Origin of the sequence: Streptomyces venezuelae, assembly GCF_008642275.1 — a bacterium.
GTDB lineage: Bacteria > Actinomycetota > Actinomycetes > Streptomycetales > Streptomycetaceae > Streptomyces > Streptomyces venezuelae_E.
Map to the genome: position 1 here is coordinate 1,802,292 of NZ_CP029189.1, position 14,847 is coordinate 1,817,138.

The 14,847-nt window shown below is 73.0% G+C and carries 14 protein-coding genes; 7 read left to right on the forward strand and 7 right to left on the reverse strand.

Annotated elements, in window-relative coordinates:
- The first annotated feature begins 76 nt into the window (after positions 1–76).
- From DEJ51_RS07530 to DEJ51_RS34435, 3 genes are all read left to right on the forward strand, one after another.
- On the forward strand, positions 77–1,600 hold the full coding sequence (locus DEJ51_RS07530) for an aldehyde dehydrogenase (NADP(+)) (RefSeq protein ID WP_150256893.1): 1,524 nt from the start codon (positions 77–79) through the stop codon (positions 1,598–1,600).
- A gap of 187 nt (positions 1,601–1,787) precedes the next feature.
- Positions 1,788–3,044 carry a TerD family protein gene (locus DEJ51_RS07535; protein ID WP_150256894.1) on the forward strand — a complete coding sequence of 419 codons (1,257 nt, stop codon included), beginning with the start codon at positions 1,788–1,790 and terminating at the stop codon, positions 3,042–3,044.
- Between the two features lie 102 nt (positions 3,045–3,146).
- On the forward strand, positions 3,147–3,323 hold the full coding sequence (locus DEJ51_RS34435) for a hypothetical protein (protein ID WP_190620251.1): 177 nt from the start codon (positions 3,147–3,149) through the stop codon (positions 3,321–3,323).
- Between the two features lie 51 nt (positions 3,324–3,374).
- Here DEJ51_RS34435 and DEJ51_RS07540 read toward each other — a convergent pair whose 3' ends face one another.
- Together DEJ51_RS07540 and DEJ51_RS07545 are read right to left on the reverse strand one after the other, a co-directional pair.
- The gene (locus tag DEJ51_RS07540; RefSeq protein ID WP_150256895.1) at positions 3,375–4,814 is read right to left on the reverse strand and encodes an alkaline phosphatase PhoX; all 1,440 of its coding nucleotides are present in this window, start codon (positions 4,812–4,814) and stop codon (positions 3,375–3,377) included.
- A 277-nt stretch (positions 4,815–5,091) separates the two neighbouring features.
- Positions 5,092–6,618, reverse strand: coding sequence for a hypothetical protein (locus DEJ51_RS07545; protein WP_150256896.1), 1,527 nt, complete (start codon positions 6,616–6,618; stop codon positions 5,092–5,094).
- Between the two features lie 399 nt (positions 6,619–7,017).
- Between DEJ51_RS07545 and DEJ51_RS07550 the strand changes: the two genes are divergently transcribed.
- The 3 genes from DEJ51_RS07550 (at position 7,018) to DEJ51_RS07560 (ending at position 9,810) form a co-directional block, all read left to right on the forward strand.
- The gene (locus tag DEJ51_RS07550) at positions 7,018–8,859 is read left to right on the forward strand and encodes an endonuclease/exonuclease/phosphatase family protein (RefSeq protein WP_150256897.1); all 1,842 of its coding nucleotides are present in this window, start codon (positions 7,018–7,020) and stop codon (positions 8,857–8,859) included.
- A gap of 70 nt (positions 8,860–8,929) precedes the next feature.
- Entirely contained in the window at positions 8,930–9,412 is a 483-nt protein-coding gene (locus DEJ51_RS07555) for a GNAT family N-acetyltransferase (protein ID WP_150256898.1), read from the forward strand.
- A 143-nt stretch (positions 9,413–9,555) separates the two neighbouring features.
- Complete coding sequence (locus DEJ51_RS07560) at positions 9,556–9,810, forward strand: hypothetical protein (RefSeq protein ID WP_150256899.1); 255 nt, start codon at positions 9,556–9,558, stop codon at positions 9,808–9,810.
- Between the two features lie 18 nt (positions 9,811–9,828).
- On the opposite strand, the gene DEJ51_RS07565 is transcribed toward DEJ51_RS07560, so the two are convergent.
- The 3 genes from DEJ51_RS07565 to DEJ51_RS07575 all read right to left on the reverse strand — a co-directional run bounded on the left by DEJ51_RS07565 (position 9,829) and on the right by DEJ51_RS07575 (position 12,640).
- A complete protein-coding gene (locus DEJ51_RS07565) occupies positions 9,829–10,242 on the reverse strand; it encodes a hypothetical protein (RefSeq protein WP_150256900.1) in 414 nt (137 codons plus the stop codon).
- Between the two features lie 175 nt (positions 10,243–10,417).
- Positions 10,418–11,398, reverse strand: coding sequence for a 2,3,4,5-tetrahydropyridine-2,6-dicarboxylate N-succinyltransferase (gene dapD, locus DEJ51_RS07570; protein ID WP_150256901.1), 981 nt, complete (start codon positions 11,396–11,398; stop codon positions 10,418–10,420).
- Positions 11,399–11,407: 9 nt separating this feature from the next.
- Positions 11,408–12,640, reverse strand: coding sequence for an MFS transporter (locus tag DEJ51_RS07575; RefSeq protein WP_150261746.1), 1,233 nt, complete (start codon positions 12,638–12,640; stop codon positions 11,408–11,410).
- Positions 12,641–12,735: 95 nt separating this feature from the next.
- On the opposite strand from DEJ51_RS07575, the gene DEJ51_RS07580 reads away from it, so the two are divergent.
- Complete coding sequence (locus tag DEJ51_RS07580) at positions 12,736–13,626, forward strand: winged helix-turn-helix transcriptional regulator (RefSeq protein WP_150256902.1); 891 nt, start codon at positions 12,736–12,738, stop codon at positions 13,624–13,626.
- Between the two features lie 347 nt (positions 13,627–13,973).
- Here the strand turns inward: DEJ51_RS07580 and DEJ51_RS07585 are convergent, their stop codons facing one another.
- Positions 13,974–14,525 (reverse strand): TetR/AcrR family transcriptional regulator, encoded by a 552-nt coding sequence (locus DEJ51_RS07585; protein WP_150256903.1) that lies wholly within the window; start codon positions 14,523–14,525, stop codon positions 13,974–13,976.
- Entirely contained in the window at positions 14,525–14,845 is a 321-nt protein-coding gene (locus DEJ51_RS07590) for a DMT family transporter (RefSeq protein WP_030720338.1), read from the reverse strand. Before DEJ51_RS07590 ends, DEJ51_RS07585 begins: the two co-directional genes overlap by 1 nt.
- Between the last annotated feature and the right edge of the window lie 2 nt (positions 14,846–14,847).

The following is a 14,847-nucleotide window of genomic DNA, read 5'->3' on the forward strand; positions in this document are numbered from 1 at the left end:
GAGTCCACAGCAGATGTGATCATTCATCCACCGGAACCGCGTTCAGAATACTGAACGATCCAGGAGGCAGTGGGCCATGACAACGACACCAGTCTGGAGTGTGGACCCCCGCACCGGGAAGCAGCGCGAACAGGTTGCGGTGGAGGCCACGCCGGCCGAGGTGGACGAAGCCGTACGGGCCGCCCATGCCGCCCGTGGCTCGCTCGCCGACGCCACCGTGCGCGCCGCCTTCCTGCGCGCCGCCGCCTCGCTGCTGGACGAGGCCGCCGCCCACGTGATCGAGGCCGCCGACGCCGAGACCGCACTCGGCCCGGGCCGGCTCACCGGCGAATTGGCCCGCACCACCGGCCAGCTGCGTGCCTTCGCCGACGCCGTGGACGCCGGGGCCTACCTCGACATCCGGATCGACCGAGCCGACCCCTCCCTCAGCCCGCCGCGCCCCGAACTACGCCGCTACAAGGTCCCGCTGGGCGTGGTCGCGGTCTACGCCGCCTCGAACTTCCCGCTCGCCTTCTCGGTCCCCGGCGGCGACACCGCGAGCGCGCTCGCCGCAGGCTGTCCGGTGGTCGTCAAGGCGCACCCCGACCACCCCGCCACCTCCGAGCTGTGCGCCTCGCTGCTGCGCCGGGCCGCGGCCCTGACCGGGCTCCCGGCCGAAGTGGTCAGCGTGGTCCACGGGTTCGACGCCGGCCTGGAGCTGATCCGCCACCCGCTGGTGGCGGCCGCCGGATTCACCGGTTCCATCCGGGGCGGGCGGGCCCTGTTCGACGCGGCCGCCGCCCGGCCCGTGCCCATCCCCTTCCACGGCGAACTGGGCTCCCTCAACCCGGTCGTGGTCACCCCGGCCGCCGCCGCCGAGCGCGCCGAGGAGATCGGCGCCGGGCTCGCCGGCTCGGTCACCCTCGGCGTCGGCCAGTTCTGCGTGAAGCCCGGCCTGGTGCTGGTCCCCGAGGGCGCGGACGGCGACCGGCTCACCGGCGAGCTCACCAAGGCGCTCGGGGAGACCGAGCCGGGAGTGCTGCTCGACCACCGGATGCGGGAGAGTTTCGTCTCCGGGGTACGCGAGCGGGCCGCGCTGCCCGGCGTCGAGGCGCCCGTCACCCCGGGGTCCGGCGGGGAGCACACCGTCGGCGCGGGCTACCTGACCGTGCACGCCGGGAGCCTGCTGAAGGGCGGCGCCTACGGTGTCCTCCTGGAGGAGTGCTTCGGCCCGGTCACCGTCGTCGTGCGGTACGCCGACCAGGCCGAGGCGGGCGCGGTCCTCGGGCTCCTCGGCGGGAACCTGAGCGCCACCCTCCAGTTGTCGGCCGCCGAGACCGAGGGCGCGCCCGGCCCGGCCGCCGAGCTGATCGGGCAGGTCACCGGGCTGGCGGGACGGATCGTGGTCAACGGCTGGCCGACCGGGGTCGCGGTGGCCCCGGCCCAGCACCACGGCGGCCCGTATCCGGCCGCGACCTCGCACTCCACCTCGGTGGGCGGCACGGCGATCGAGCGCTGGCTGCGGCCGGTGGCCTACCAGTCCGTACCGGATGCGCTCCTTCCGGCGGAGTTGCGCGAGGCCAACCCGCTGGGGCTGCCGCGTCAGGTCACCGGGGGCTGAGCAGGGCCCCTTCCGGCGCCGGTGTCCCGGCCGTCCCGGCAGGCCGACCGCATGCCGGGAGGCCGGGCCGGCCGGGACACCGCGGCCACCCACGCAATCAGCGCAATCGGCGTAATCAGCGCTGAAACATCCCGAATATCCGGCGAGGGTAAGGGAACGGCAAAGCCCCTCCGGTCGTTCTCCGGGCATGACCGCTATGACCCCTGGATCCAACCTGCCGCTCAATGCCGTCCGCGTGACGGTCGACGTGGCTGCGCCGGTACGGCTCGACGTATCGGCCCTGCTCCTGACGGCGGACGGCAAGGTGCGCTCCGACGCCGACTTCATCTTCTTCAACCAGCCCTCCGGGCCCGGTGTCAGCTACCGGTCCGGCGGGGGTGCGGCACCGGACTCGATCACCGTGGACACGGCCGCCCTGCCGCCGGGCATCGAGCGGATCGTGGTCACCGCCAGCCCGGACGCCGCCGGGCAGTCCTTCCAGGGCATCGAGCCCACCGGCACCGTGCGCAACGCCGACGGCGGCGCGGTGATCGCCTCCTTCACCCCGCCGCAGCTGGGCACCGAGACCGCGCTGGTCGTCGTCGAGGTCTACCAGCGCGGCGGCGTGTGGAAGGTGCGCGCGGTCGGCCAGGGGTACGCCAACGGTCTGGCCGGCATCGCCACCGACTTCGGGGTCTCCGTCGAAGAGGAGCCCGCCGCGGCCCAGGCCGTGACCCCGCCCGCTCCCCCGGCACCTGCGGCGCCCCCCGCGCCCCCGGCCTCCTACCCGCCCTCTCCCTGGCTCGGTGGCGCCACCACCCCCGCGGCTCCCGCCCCGGCCGCCCCAGCGGCGCCTCCCGCACCCGCGGCGCCCGCACCCGGCACCGGGAAGATCAACCTCGACAAGGGCCGCGTCAGCCTCCAGAAGAACCAGACCGTCTCCCTGGTCAAGGGAGGCCGCCCGCTGCTCTCCCAGGTCAAGATGGGTCTGGGCTGGGAGCCGGCCTTCCGCGGCAAGGACATCGACCTCGACGCCTCCGTCATCGCGTACGGCCCCCAGCGCAACCACATCGACAGCTGCTACTTCGGCAAGCTGTCGATCCTCGGCGGCGCCATCAAGCACTCCGGTGACAATCTCACCGGCGAGGGCGCGGGCGACGACGAGGTGATCGTCGTCGACCTCGGGCGGATCCCGGCCGACGCCACCGGCCTGGTGTTCACCGTCAACTCCTTCTCCGGCCAGAAGTTCACCGAGGTGGCCAAGGCCTACTGCCGTCTCATCGACGCGGCGAGCGGCGAGGAGCTGGTGCGCTTCGACCTCACGAGTGCCGAGCCCCAGACCGGCGTGATGATGGCCAAGCTGATCAAGCAGTTCTCCGGCGAGTGGGAGATGACAGCCATGGGCGAGTTTGTGAAGTCGCGCACAGTGCGCGGCATGGTCAAGCCGGCCGCGCAGGCACTCTGAGCAGGTGGGCGGGCACATGCGGCCACCGGTGCGCGTCGTGGGTGATGGATGCCACGCGTAATCCGTAAGTGGCTGTCAGTGCCCGCCCGTAGCCTTGAAACCATGCACAAGACACTCACCCCCGCGGGGCCCGCCCGCCCGTCCGCCGCAGAGGCGAACGAGGCGATACGGCACCTCGTCGAGACCCGGGTGGACGGCGAGTGGCCCTCGGAGGCGTATGAGTTCCTGCTCGCCGAGTGGGCCGAGGCCTCCCGCGCGGAGGTTTCCCCGGCCCTGTAGGCGGCTGGTGACGCCGTGGCGCGCCGCCTGGATCAGGGCGCGCCGCCGAGGTCAGTGCCCGCGCCGCCACGGCCCGGTGATGGCCAGCATGATGCCCGGGTCCTGGATGTTGGCGTACAGCGTGCGCCCGTCCGGGGAGAAACAGACTCCGGTGAATTCCGAGTACTCCGGCGCCTCGTCCGAGCCGTTGTTCAGCTCGTTGCGTGCCATCGGGTAGGTGCGTCCCGACGCGGTCGCGCCGAACAGGTGCTGCAGCCCCGAACCGTCCTCCGCGATGATCAGGCCGCCGTACGGCGACACGGTGATGTTGTCGGGGCCGTCGTATCCGCCGTCGGCCGACGGATCCGCGTTGACCCCGATGAGGACGGTGAGCCGGACCGTGCGCCGCTTGGGGTCGTAGAACCAGACCTGGCCGTCGTGGGCCGCGCCCGGGCTCTCCTCACGGGCGTAGGACGAGACGAAGTACGCACCGCCGTCCGCCCACCACATGCCCTCCAGCTTGCGCCCGCGCGTCACCGCACCGTCCGCGAACTGCTTGCGCACCGGTACGGTCCGGGCATCGCGGTCGGGCACGTCCACCCAGTCGACCCCGTACACGGTGCCGATCCTCGTGGCGCGCGAGAAGTCGTCGACGAACCGGCCGGAGCTGTCGATGCACTTGGCGGCCTGGAGCACGCCGGCGTCGGCCGCGAGCGTACGGAGCTTGCCGCGCCCGTGGTGGAAGCCCCGGGGCGGGGTCCAGCGGTAGAGCAGCCCGTTGGGGCCGGAGGCGTCCTCGGTCAGGTAGGCGTGGCCCTGGCGCGGGTCGATGACCACGGCCTCGTGGTCGTAGCGCCCGAAGGCCTTGACCGGCTGCGGGTCACGGTTGGCGCGCCGGTCGTGCGGGTCGACCTCGAAGACGTAGCCGTGGTCCTTCGTCATGCCGTTCTTGCCGGCCTGGTCCGAGTTCTCCTCGCAGGTCAGCCAGGTGTCCCAGGGGGTGGATCCGCCCGCGCAGTTGGTCGACGTACCCGCGATGCCCACCCATTCGGCGACCTCGCCGCCACGCCGGACCTCGACCACCGTGCACCCGCCGGCCGCGGCCGGGTCGTAGACGAGGCCCTCGGTGAGCGGGACGGGGTGGGCCCAGTTCTCCCGCTTGCCCTTGAGCTCGTGGTTGTTGACGAGGAGGGTGACCCCGCGGTGGCCCTCGAAGGCGGCGGTCCCGTCGTGGTTGGACGGGGTGGTCTCGCCGGAGTCCAGCTGGGTGACCCCGCTGTGCGTGATGACGCGGTACGTGAAGCCCGCGGGCAGGGCCAGCAGTCCGGCCGGGTCGGGGACGAGCGGGCCGTAACCGGGCTCGCAGGGCCGCCCGTGCTCGTCGCGGCCGGTGCCGTCCTCGGCGGCGAGCGCCCCGGGGGCGGTGGCGAGGGCGCCGACCGTCCCGGTGAGCGCCACTCCCGCTCCGGCGATGACGGTACGAGCGGTGAAGTCTCTGCGGCTGAGCGGCATCGGGGCTCCAGGGTGGCGAGGTGGTGCGCCTGTCGTGCGGTCGTCGGCGCACACGCTCTCGCCCGCACGTGAACGGCGGCTGAACTACCCACCAAGAGGAACCGACCCCTTGCCCTGCCCCGGAATGGCCAACTCCGGCCGCAGGAAAGGCGCATTGTCGCCGACCTCCCGGACCCGGGCGGCGGGCCGGGCAGGACCCGGCCCGCAGGACCCGCCCCGACCGCCCGCCCCCGGGTCCGGTTCCGGAGCCGGCATAGGCGGGGCGGCGGGAGCGGGCCTAGGCGGGGCGGCGGGAGCGGGCCTTGAACGCGGCCTTGCGGGCCTCCTTGGCCGCCTTCCTGTCCGGGTGCAGGCGGCCCATCGCCTCCAGGACGTACGCCGTCGCCGGGTGCTCCACCCGCCACACCTGCTCGAAGAAGCCCGCGTGATGAGCGGTCAGGGTCTCCATCAGGAGCGGGAGCTCCTCCGTCTCCCCGTCGGCGGCGAGCTGCGCCGCGATCGTGTCGACCGTCAGCCAGAACACCATCTCCGGGTCCGGCGCCGGTACGTCGCTCACCCCGCGCTCCGCCAGCCAGACCCGGGCGAGCCCGCCGAGCTCCGGGTCGTCCAGCACCGAGCGGACCGCGGGTTCGGCCTCCGGGCCGGCGGGGGCCAGGGCCTGCTGGCACCGGAGCCGGCGCAGCGGGCCGCCCTCGTCGTCCCCGCGGGCGGCGGCCAGGAGTTCGGCGGCCGCGGCGGGCTGTTCCCGGCCGGCCAGCCACTGCTCGATCTCGGCCTGGGCGGCGTTCTCGGAGTAGAAGGAGACCGCGTCGAGAAGGGCGTCGGCGCCCTTCTCGGCCAGTTCGCCTACGGCGGGGGCGTCGACCCCGGCCTCCAGCATCCGGGCCCGGATCCCGTACAGGCCGAGGGGGGTCAGGCGGACCATCCCGTAGCGGGAGACGTCCTCGTCGTCCGCGACGGGCCGGCCGTCCTCGCCGTCCTCGCCGCGCCCGGTGCTCGCGTGCTCCGGCTCCGGGGTTCCGTCGGCTTCCGCCATCAGCTCCTCGTCGACGGGCCGGAACTCCACCAGCCCGATCGGCTCCAGCTGACGGAACTGGTCGTCGAGGCGCATCATCGCGTCCGAGACCTGCTCCAGCACGGCGTCCGTCGGCTCGCCCATGTCGTCGGGCACGACCATCGACGCGGCGAGCACCGGCAGCGGAACGGGCTCGTCCGCGGCGCCGCCCTCGGTGACCGTGAGCAGGTAGAGGTTGGCGAGGACCCCGTCGAGGAAGTCCGCCTCGCGCCCCGGGTTCCAGTCCAGCCGGTCGAAGTCGATCTCGCCGCCCGCGTCCAGCGCGTCGACGAGGTCGTCCAGGTCGGGCACCGCCGCGTCGGCGAGCACCGTGTCCAGGGCCGCCAGCCAGAGGTCGAGCACGTCGCCGGGCGCACCGCCCGTCACCAGTGCGAGGTCCTCACCGGGCGCCGCCGTGCCGAATCGCTCCTCGTCGCCCTCCGCACCGTCCGCGCCGTCCTCCTCCGGCTCGGTCACGTCGACCAGGCCGGTGTCCACGGCCACGCGCCAGGCCTGGCTCGCGTACCCGGGGGAGTCGGCGTCGTCGGTGTCGAGACCGAGCACCGCGGCGGCCTCGGGCAGCTGGGCGGTGGCGAGCTCGCCGCCGACGCCGACGCGGGTGTCCGGTCCGGCCCAGCGGGCGAGCCGTACGGCGCGCGCGAACAGCGGGGCGCCGAGGGCGTCTCGGGCCAGCTCCGCATCGGAGTGCAGCCGGACCGGCGGCAGCGTGGGGTGCGAGTCTGCGGACATGGGGCGGTTCTCCTCGCCGACGCGATAGGACAGGGCGTTTCGGGCTGTTCCGGGATGTGGCGTTGGTGACACGGGCCGCGCACCGGCCGGACCGTCATGTGCGCCCGGATTTCGATGACATGGCCGACATGACGGGCAGTGCGGGCATGCGGATGTGGCGCAGATGACAGACGCGGCCTGAGTGCGGCGTTCCAGCGTAGACGCATTTCGGGTTTGTCCGGCGGGCCATCCCCTTTGGTTCATCCCACAGTCAGCTGTCGTATTCCCTGGAGGGGTTGACAACTTTGCGGGCCACACAGGAAATTGACGCGCGTAGATGAATCGGGGGCGGCACGTCTCCCGCAGATCTCACTGCCGTACCCCCCACCTTTTCCCTCTCCCACACCGGAGTTCCTGCCCATGCGCTCCTCGCATCCCCGTTCCGCCGCCGTCGCGGCCCTCGTCGCCACCGCACTGGCCACCGGCCTGCTCGCGGGCTCCGCCGACGCGGCCGAAGGCGCCGTGTCCGCCGATCCGATACGCATCCACGACATTCAGGGCACCACCCGGATATCCCCGCTCAACGGCAAGCAGGTCACGGACGTCGCGGGCATCGTCACGGGTGTGCGCACGTACGGCTCGCGCGGCTTCTGGATCCAGGACCCGGACGCCGACGACAACGACGCCACCAGTGAGGGCGTCTTCGTCTTCACCAACTCGGTCCCGACCGTCGCCACGGGCGACGCGGTCAAGGTGTCCGGCACGGTCGGCGAGTACGTCCCCGGCGGCCTGACCTCCGGCAACCAGTCGGTCACCCAGATCTCCAAGCCGACGGTGACCGTCGTCTCCTCCGGCAACGCGCTGCCCGAGGCCACCGCGATCAACGAGTACTCGGTGCCCGCCGAGTACGCCCCGGCGGGCGACCCGGCCGCCGCCGGCAGCATCAACGGTCTGACCCTGGAGCCCTCGCGCTACGCCCTGGACTACTACGAGTCGCTGGAGGGCATGAACGTCAAGATCGGCACCTCCCGCGTGGTCGGCGCCACCGACCCGTACTCGGAGCTGTGGGTCACGGTGAAGGGCTGGGAGAACACCGCCAAGCGCGGTGGCACCATCTACGGCTCCTACGAGTCCCAGAACACCGGCCGCCTGCAGATCCAGCAGCTCGCGCCCATCGCGCAGCAGCCCTTCCCGGTGGCCAACGTCGGCGACCGGCTGACCGGCACCACGGAAGGCCCCCTGGACTTCAACCAGTTCGGCGGCTACACGCTGGTGGCGCGTACCCTCGGCACCGTCAAGGCGGGCACGCTCGCCCCCGAGAAGACCAAGCCGCAGGCCGAGCAGGAGCTCGCGGTCGCCACGTACAACGTGGAGAACCTCGACCCGACCGACCCGCAGGAGAAGTTCGACGCGCTGGCGAAGGCGGTCGTCGAGAACCTGGCCTCCCCCGACGTCCTCGCCCTGGAGGAGATCCAGGACGACAACGGCGCCAAGAACGACGGTACGGTCTCGGCCGAGCAGACCCTCGCCAAGTTCACCGCGGCGATCTCGGCCGCCGGCGGCCCGGCCTACCAGTGGCGGACCGTCAACCCGGAGGACAAGAAGGACGGCGGCGAGCCCGGCGGCAACATCCGCCAGGTGTTCCTCTTCAACCCGGCGCGGGTCTCCTTCACCGAGCGCGCCCCGGGTGACGCGGTGACCGCGACCGGCGTGACCAAGGTCAACGGCAAGGCCGCCCTGACCCACTCCCCCGGCCGCGTCGACCCCGCCAACCCGGCGTGGGCGGACAGCCGCAAGCCGCTGGCGGGCGAGTTCGTCTTCCGCGGCAAGACGGTCTTCGTGATCGCCAACCACTTCGGCTCCAAGGGCGGCGACGAGGGTCTGACCTCGCACCACCAGCCGCCGGTCCGTTCCTCGGAGGCCAAGCGACTGCAGCAGGCGCAGGCCGTGAACGGCTTCGTGAAGCAGATCCTGGCGGAGGACAAGAACGCCAACGTCCTGGTCCTCGGTGACATCAACGACTTCGAGTTCTCGGCGACGACGGACGCGCTGGCGGACGGCGGGGCCCTGTACCCGGCGATCAAGTCGCTGCCGAAGGCGGAGCGTTACTCCTACGTCTACCAGGGCAACGCGCAGGTGCTGGACCAGATCCTGACCAGCCCGGCGATCAAGAAGTTCACGTACGACAGCGTGCACATCAACGCGGAGTTCTCGGCGCAGAACAGCGACCACGACCCGCAGGTGCTGCGCTTCCGCCCGTAGCTCCTCGGGGCTTGCAGCCGCAGGGGGCCCGGACGCCGTCGCGTCCGGGCCCCCTGCCACAATCCGGGCCATGATCTTCCGTGAGGCCACCCGCCAGGACCTGCCCGCCGTACTCGCCCTGCTCGCCGACGAGGACTCGGTCGTCGACCCGGCCCGGATCGTGATCGGCGAGGCGCACGAGCGGGCCTTCGGCGCGATCGAGGCGGATCCGCGCAACGAGATGCTGGTGCTCACGGCCGCGGCGGGCCCGGGGAGCGGGTCGGGTGAGGCGGGCGAAGTCGTCCTCGGCTGCCTCCAGATCACCTACATCCCGGGCCTGGGCCAGAACGGGCAGGAACGGGCCCTGGTGGAAGCGGTACGGATCCGCGCGGACCGGCGCGGCTCGGGACTCGGCGCCGAGCTGATGCGGCTCGCCGCCGAGCGGGCCCGCGAGCGCGGCTGCGGCCTGGTCCAGCTGACCAGCAACAAGCGGCGGACGGCCGCGCACCGGTTCTACGAGCGCCTGGGCTTCGCGCGCAGCCACGAGGGCTTCAAGCTGCCCCTGGAGCCGTAAGGGGGCTTCTCGGACAAGCTGGGGACTTTCGGCCCTGGCGTGACCCTCGACACATCCCTGCCGAATCGGCCCGTTGTGGTGGTTGAGTGTCTCCACGCTCGATCTTGTACCGGCTCGTACCGAACGCCCCCGGGAGGATCCTCGTGTTCCCCTCCATCTCCCCCGCTCAGGAAATCGGCCTGGCCGTCCTGCTCGTGGTCGCGATCGTCTCGTTCACCGGCCTCCGCCACCTGCGGGGCGACGACCGGTTCCGCCGGGCGCAGCCCGCCGTCTCCGAGGCCCTGCCGATGATCCCGGGCCAGCGCGGCGCCGCCGGGCACCCGATGGAGACGGTGGAGCTGACCGAGGCCGAGAAGCAGGCCTTCGCGGGCCTGGTCCGTACGATCCCCCTGAGCTGAGTACGGCGGGCCCCCGTCCTATCCGCCGCTGCGGGCCGTCGGCGCCTTCGGCCTCAGGGCGGCGATCAGGGCACAGACCCCGGCGGTCACCACCAGGCTCCCCACCATGACCATCCCCACGCCGATCACGAAGAGTCCGCTGGCGTCGTCCGACCAGTCGTAGGCCGCGGCACCGGTCAGTCCGGCCGTGACACCCACGACGACGCCCGCCGCGCGGCCCCGGTACGCCGCCCAGCACACGGGCACGAGCAGCGTCAGACAGAGCCCGATCACCTGCCAGGCCTCGTAGGGCCCGGTCTGCGAACCGTCGGGCTGTACATCGCGGTGCTGGTCCCAGCCGAGCCAGGCGGCCCACGCGGCCGCCGCCATCATGGCGAGCGCCAGGGCGACCGGAAGGGGGGACGTGGGGCCGAGGTCTGTTCGTCGTCGCATGTCCCCAGCCTTCCCCCGGGCCCCGCGGGCCACCAGCGCGCGGATACTCAGTCCCGCCCGAGTACCCGCGCCCGGGTACCTGGCTCCGGCAACGGCCGAGCGCCCTCCCGGCCGTGGTGGACGGCGGGAGGGCGCTCGCAGGGACGGGGCCGGCCGGTGGGGCCGTCGGCCGCCGTCAGTTGTGGCTGTGCAGGACCTCGTTCAGGCCGCCCCAGGCCGCCTTGTACGGGCGTGCCTCGACGGCGCCGGTCACCGAGTTCCGGCGGAAGAGGATGTTGTTGGCGCCGGAGAGCTCCAGGGCCTTGACGATCTGGCCGTCCGGCAGGGTCACGCGGGTGCCCGCGGTCACGTAGAGGCCGGCCTCGACCACGCACTCGTCGCCGAGCGCGATGCCCACGCCCGCCTCGGCGCCGATCAGGGTGCGCTCGCCGATCGAGATGATCTGCTTGCCGCCGCCCGAGAGGGTGCCCATGGTGGAGGCGCCGCCGCCGATGTCGGAGCCGTTGCCGACCACGACGCCCGCCGAGATGCGGCCCTCGACCATGGAGGTGCCGAGGGTGCCGGCGTTGAAGTTGACGAAGCCCTCGTGCATGACGGTGGTGCCCTCGGCGAGGTGCGCGCCGAGGCGGACCCGGTCCGCGTCGGCGATGCGCACGCCCTTGGGGGCGACGTAGTCCGTCATGCGCGGGAACTTGTCGATCGAGGTGACCTGGAGGTGCAGGCCCTCGGCACGCGCGTTGAGGCGGACGGTCTCGACCTGGTCGACGGCGACCGGGCCGAGCGAGGTCCAGGCGACGTTGGCCAGCAGGCCGAAGACGCCGTCGAGGTTCTGGCCGTGCGGCTTGACCAGGCGGTGGCTGAGCAGGTGCAGCCGCAGGTACGCGTCGTGCGCGTCCAGCGGCTTGTCCTCCAGGGAGGAGATGACCGTGCGGACGGCTACGACCTCGACGCCGCGCACCGCGTCCGTGCGGATCGCCTTGGCCGCGGCGGCGCCCAGCAGCTCCACGGCCTGGTCGGCGGTGAGGCGCTCGGTGCCGGCCGGGCCGGGCTCGGCGACCAGCTCGGGGGCGGGGAACCAGGTGTCGAGGACGGTGCCGTCGGCGGTGATGGTGGCAAGTCCGGCGGCGACGGCGCCGGTGGTACGCGTAGCAGTCATATCCGAAACCTAACCGGCGACGGCCTTCGGTCGCGAACCGGTCTCATGTGACGGTCGCACGGGTCGCCGCACCCCCCGCGCACCCGTGACCAGCACGATCCCCCCGGCGGCGGCGCCGAGCACCGCGCACAGCGGCCACAGCAGCTCCGGCGCCCTGTCGTACAGGGCGCCACCGAGGGGCGCGGCGAGGACGAAGCCGCTGATGGAGAAGCCCGCGTACAGGCTCTGGAACCGGCCGATGGCGTGCGCGGGCGACTCGTCCGCGACGTACGCCATGGCGGTGGTCTTGTAGAGGAGCTCACCGAGGGTGAGCAGCAGCATCATGGCGACGGCCGTGGCGATTCCGGCCCCGAGCATCAGCATCGCGTAGCCGCCGCCCACCAGGACCAGTCCGCCGCCGATGACGGGCAGTGGGGAGCGCCGGCGCAGGGCGAGGGCGGCGGGGATCTCCAGGAGCAGGATGACGCCGCAGTTGACCGCGATGAGCCATCCGTACACCCGGGTGTCCATGCCGTGGTCGGCGAGGTAGACGGGGAAGGTCGTGAGGTGCTGCCGGTAGACGACGTCGATGACGACGATCGCACCGAGCAGGACCAGTACGGCCGGCCGCGCGCGCAGCTCCCGCCACAGCCCCCCTCGGCCCAGACCCCCGTCCGGGGCCGAGGAAGGGGCGGTGGTGGGGGCCCTGGCCGGGACGACCCGGGCGGTCCAGAGGGCGAAGAAGAGGGTGCCGAGGCCGTCCGCGACGAAGAGCCAGTCGTACGAGAGGCCGGTCGCGACGAGCGCCCCGAGCGGGCCGCCCACCGCGAAGCCCCCGTTGGACAGGCAGCGGGTGACGGCGAAGGCCTGGCGGCGGGAACCCTCCGGCACGGTGACGGCGACCAGCGCCGAGTTCGCGGCGCGGATCACCCCGGAGGCGTACTGGGCGAGCGGCAGGAGGACGGCCAGCACCCCGGTGGGGGCCACCGGCAGGGCGACGAGGGCGGAGCCCCCGAGGGCCGAGGCGGTGAGCAGCACCCTGCGGTGGCCGAAGCGGTCGCCGTACCAGCCGCCGGTGAAGTTGCCCGCGACCAGGCCGATGCCGCCGACGCCGACGATCAGGCCCGCCTCGGTGGTGCCGAGGCCGCGCGGGCCGGTCAGGTAGAGGAAGACGAAGACGACGGTGAAGCTGGCGACGGTGTTGACGAAGATCCCCGCAGCCAGCAGCCACACGACCCGCGGTACGTCCTTGAACCCCTGCAGCACACCCGTGTCCCCTGCGCTCGAACGAGTAAGTTCCCTTTAGGAACTGACTATGTCAGCATGGCAGCCTTGGGGTCAACGGACAAAGGAGTGCCATGGCCCAGCGCACACACCTCGGCGACGCGGACTGCGCCATCGCCCAGGCGCTCGACGTGGTGGGCGACTGGTGGACGCTGCTGATCGTGCGCGACGCCGCGCGCGGTCTGTACCGCTTCGACGAGCTCCAGCGCGAGTTGGGGATGTCCCGCAAGGTGCTGGCGGAGCGGCTGAAGCTGCTCGTCGAGGCCGGGGTGCTGTCGCGCGAGCCGTACCAGGAACGCCCGGTGCGGCACGAATACCGGCTGACCCCGCGCGGGCGGGGGCTGCTGCCCGTCCTGGTGGCCCTCCAGGACTGGGGAGACACCTGGGTCCTGGGAGAGGGAGAGATGACGGCGACGACCGACGAGGCCTCGCGCGAGGCGGAACGGGTGCACGCGCTGCGCGGCACCCGGGTGCCGGAGCTACTGCTGCCGGACCGTTTCGGCGAGCTGAGCGACCCGGTGGCGGACACCCCGTTCACGGTCCTGTACTGCTTCCCGGGCGCGTACGCGCGAGCCGAGTCCTACCCGCCCGGCTGGGCCGGCATCCCCGGCGCCACGGGCTGCACGTTCGAGTCGTGCATCTACCGCGACCAGCTGGCGGAGTTCACCGCGGCCGGCGCCACCGTGCACGGGGTGTCGACCCAGCGCCCGGACGAGCAAAGGGAGTTCGCGGACCGGGAGCGGCTGCGGTTCCCGCTCCTGTCGGACGCGGAGCTGACACTGACGGCCGCGCTGCGCCTGCCGACGTTCCGCGCGGCGGGCACGAGCCGGATCAAGCGGCTGACGCTCGTCGTCGACCGGGACCGGACGGTCCGCGAGGTGATCTACCCGATCCAGGACATCGAGGCGAGCGTGCAGACGGCCCTCGCGACCGTCCGCTCCGCGGACCGCCCGGCCGCGGGCTGAACGGACCACCCCCTCGGGACGTCCGGCCAGGCCGGCCCTCGGGCCGCGGGTCGGCCCGGCCGTCAGGCTGCGGGCAGGACCGGGCAGCAGGTCTGGCGGCCCGCCGCGCCCAGAGGGGCCACCGGACGGCAGACCTGGCAGGCCGGAGGCCGTCAGGCCACCAGGCCGTCAGGCCACCAGGCCAGAGGCCGAACCCGCCGCCGGGCGCGGGCCGGCCAGGCCGGGCGGCCGCCCGGTCGGGCCACCGGACGTCAGGCCGAGCAGACTGCCATGCCGAGCAGGCCGGCCGCGGGCTGGGCGGGCGGCTTGGCCACCGGATGCGCCAGCCGTGCAGGCCGTGGCGGCGGCTACGACGGCCGCAGGATTCGCCGCAGGACCTCGCGGGCGTACTCCTCGTCGTACGCGGCGTCCGTCAGCAGGACCTGCAGGCCGATCCCGTCCATGGCCGCCACCAGCGCCCGCGCGGTCACCGGGTCGGTCCGCGGGGTCAGCGCCGCCGACACCGCCTCGCACCACTGCGCCGCCACCGGCCGCAGCGCCGGGCGGCGCAGGGCCGCCAGGTAGAGCTCGTACTCCAGCTCGACCCGGCTCCGGTCCGCCGCCAGGAACTCCCCGAGCAGGCGGGCCAGGGCCCCGGCGAGGTCCACGTCCGGGCCGGTCAGCGCGTCCGAGTCCGTCACCGCCTGCGCGAAGCCCTCGTTGGCCTGGCGCAGCGCGGCGACGAGCAGGTCGTCCAGCGTCTTGAAGTGGTACGTCGTCGACCCGAGCGGTACGTCGGCCTCCGCGGCGGCGCTGCGGTGGGTCAGCCCCGCGATGCCGCGCTCGCCCACCACCCGGAGCGCCGCGTCGATGATCCGCTGCCGCCGGTCCGGGTCGTAGCGCCGCACGCCCGGGGTCATCAGTGGGCCCCGCCGAGATTGAGCAGGACCACCCCACCGATCACCAGGGCGATCCCGGCGATCTTGGCGGCGGTGGCCGCCTCCCCCAGGAAGACCATGCCTATGGCGGCGATCGCGGCGGTTCCGACACCCGCCCATATCGCGTACGCCGTGCCCACCGACATCGACTTCAGCGTCTGCGCGAGCAGGGTGAAGGCGATGGCGTAGCCCAGCAGGGTGCCCAGCGACGGCCACAGTTTCGTGAAGCCGTCGCTGTACTTCATCGCGGTGGTTCCGGCGACCTCGGCGGCGATGGCCGCGGCAAGCATGACGTAGGGCATGC